This is a genomic window from Pantoea sp. ME81, assembly GCF_903970985.1.
Lineage (GTDB): Bacteria > Pseudomonadota > Gammaproteobacteria > Enterobacterales > Enterobacteriaceae > Pantoea > Pantoea communis.
The window spans coordinates 1-2,308 of record NZ_CAJCKS010000319.1; the positions used below are offsets into that span (position 1 = coordinate 1).

At 57.3% G+C, this 2,308-nt stretch carries 3 protein-coding genes and 1 pseudogene; all 4 read left to right on the plus strand.

Annotated features, from left to right (window positions below):
- Nucleotides 1–41: 41 nt before the first annotated feature.
- Nucleotides 42–152, plus strand: a pseudogene (locus H7A81_RS27880) (heme ABC transporter permease); the annotation flags it as partial.
- Nucleotides 149–382 (plus strand): heme exporter protein CcmD, encoded by a 234-nt coding sequence (ccmD, locus tag H7A81_RS26895; RefSeq protein WP_034825187.1) that lies wholly within the window; start codon nucleotides 149–151, stop codon nucleotides 380–382. The pseudogene H7A81_RS27880 and the gene ccmD, both read left to right, overlap by 4 nt.
- Nucleotides 379–864, plus strand: coding sequence for a cytochrome c maturation protein CcmE (gene ccmE, locus H7A81_RS26900; protein ID WP_182059296.1), 486 nt, complete (start codon nucleotides 379–381; stop codon nucleotides 862–864). The genes ccmD and ccmE overlap by 4 nt, the downstream gene beginning before the upstream one ends.
- Nucleotides 861–2,308: heme lyase CcmF/NrfE family subunit (locus tag H7A81_RS26905; protein ID WP_182059297.1), on the plus strand; the 1,448-nt coding region annotated here is incomplete at its 3' end. The genes ccmE and H7A81_RS26905, both read left to right, overlap by 4 nt.

The window sequence follows — 2,308 nt, forward strand, 5'->3', positions numbered from 1 at the left end:
GCGGTGGGGCGCTGTGTCCGTGATCGACGGTATTCCGATCGCTGCTGGTGTTTGGCGCGCTGACGCTAATGCGCCTGCGTAACCTGATCCTGTTCAGCGAGCGCCATCGTCCATGGGCGATCGATGTGGCTCAGGGAGGGCGCAAAGCATGACACCGGCTTTCTCATCATGGAGCGACTTCTTCGCCATGGGCGGCTATGCCTTCTATGTCTGGCTCGCCGTCATCCTCACGTTAATCCCTTTATTCGGTCTGGTGCTGCATACCCTGTTGTTCCGCCGCCGTTTGCTGGCAGAAATTCGCCAGCGTCAATCCAGGGAGCGCCGCATTCGCGCGGCCAAGTCGAAAAAAGCTGCCAGTGAAGCAGCAGGAGAAACCGTGTGAATATCCGTCGTCGTAACCGCCTGTATGTGGTGGTCGCGATTTTGGTCGGCTTAGGCCTGGCCACATCGCTGGTGATGTATGCGCTGCGTTCCAACATTGACCTGTTTTACACCCCGAGTGAAATTCTGTACGGCAAAGGTGAAGCGCATCAGATGCCGGAAACCGGGCAACGTCTGCGCGTCGGCGGCATGGTGATGCCTGGCAGCGTGAAGCGCGATCCGAAAACGCTGGCTGTCTCTTTCAAGCTGTATGACGCCAACGGCGTGATCAGCGTAAGTTACGAAGGCATCTTGCCGGACCTGTTCCGTGAAGGGCAGGGCGTGGTGGCGCAGGGCGTGCTGGAAAGCGGCAACCTGATCAATGCCAAAGAAGTGCTGGCAAAACATGACGAAAAATACACCCCGCCAGAAATTGAAGATGCGATGAAGAAAAACCACACAGGACCTGCAGCGACTTATCAGCAGGCAGGTGCTCAATCATGATGCCGGAAATTGGCAGCTTTCTGCTTTGCCTGGCGCTGGGACTCGCGCTGCTATTAAGTATTTATCCGTTGTGGGGCGCAACCCGTCAGGATGCACGTTTGATGGCGATGGCACGTCCGCTGGCGTGGGGCATGTTCGCCTGTATCGTTGCCGCCTTCGTGGTGCTGGTACATGCGTTTATCGTTAACGATTTCAGCGTGGCCTATGTCGCCACCAACTCCAACACCCTACTGCCGGTTTACTACCGCATCGCGGCCACCTGGGGCGCGCATGAAGGTTCACTGCTGCTGTGGGTGCTGTTGCTCAGCACCTGGACGGTAGCGGTCGCGATTTTCAGTCGCGGTATGCCGCAGGATGCGCTGGCACGCGTGCTGTCTGTGATGGGAATGATCAATCTTGGCTTCCTGCTGTTCATTACGCTGACCTCGAATCCGTTTACCCGAACCTTGCCGAATTTCCCGGTTGATGGCAGCGACCTCAATCCGATGCTGCAGGATATCGGGCTGATTTTCCATCCGCCATTGCTCTATATGGGTTATGTCGGTTTCTCTGTTGCCTTTGCCTTTGCTATCGCCTCATTGATGGCAGGGCGCCTCGATACCGCATGGGCGCGCTGGTCACGCCCGTGGACGACGGCGGCCTGGGTTTTCCTGACCATTGGTATCGTGCTCGGTTCCGCGTGGGCCTATTACGAACTGGGCTGGGGTGGCTGGTGGTTCTGGGATCCGGTCGAGAATGCTTCGTTCATGCCATGGCTGGCCGGTACGGCGTTGATGCACTCGCTAGCGGTGACAGAAAAACGTGGTAGCTTCAAATCCTGGACGGTGCTGCTGGCGATCACGGCATTCTCATTAAGCCTGCTGGGCACTTTCCTGGTGCGTTCAGGCGTGCTGGTGTCAGTGCACTCATTTGCTTCCGATCCGGCGCGCGGCATGTTCATTCTCGCCTTCCTGGTGATCGTGATTGGTAGCTCGCTGCTACTTTATGCCATCAAAGGTGGCAAGGTGCGCAGCCGCGTGCAGAGCGAAGCCTGGTCACGCGAATCCTTCCTGTTGGGTAATAATGTTCTGTTAATTGCGGCCATGCTGGTGGTGCTGCTGGGCACGTTGTTGCCGTTAGTCCATAAGCAGCTTGGACTGGGCAGTATTTCTGTCGGCGAACCCTTCTTCAACACCATGTTTACCTGGTTGATGGCACCGTTCGCGCTGATGCTCGGCATTGGGCCACTGGTACGCTGGCGCCGCGATGAGCCGCAGAAGCTGTGGAAACGCCTGGGCGTCGGCTTGCTGGTCACACTGATCTTATCGATCGCGCTACCGTGGCTGCTGCAGGACCGCATTGAAGCGATGACGGTGATCGGCCTGCTGATGGCGATCTGGGTCATCTTGCTGACGTTAATGGAGTTGCACGAGCGTGCTACCCATCGCCACAGCTTCTTCAAAGG

Excerpts from the sequence above, each read along its gene's own strand:
- ccmD (WP_034825187.1), top strand. The coding sequence starts at position 149 with ATGACACCGGCTTTCTCATCATGGAGCGACTTCTTCGCCATGGGCGGC.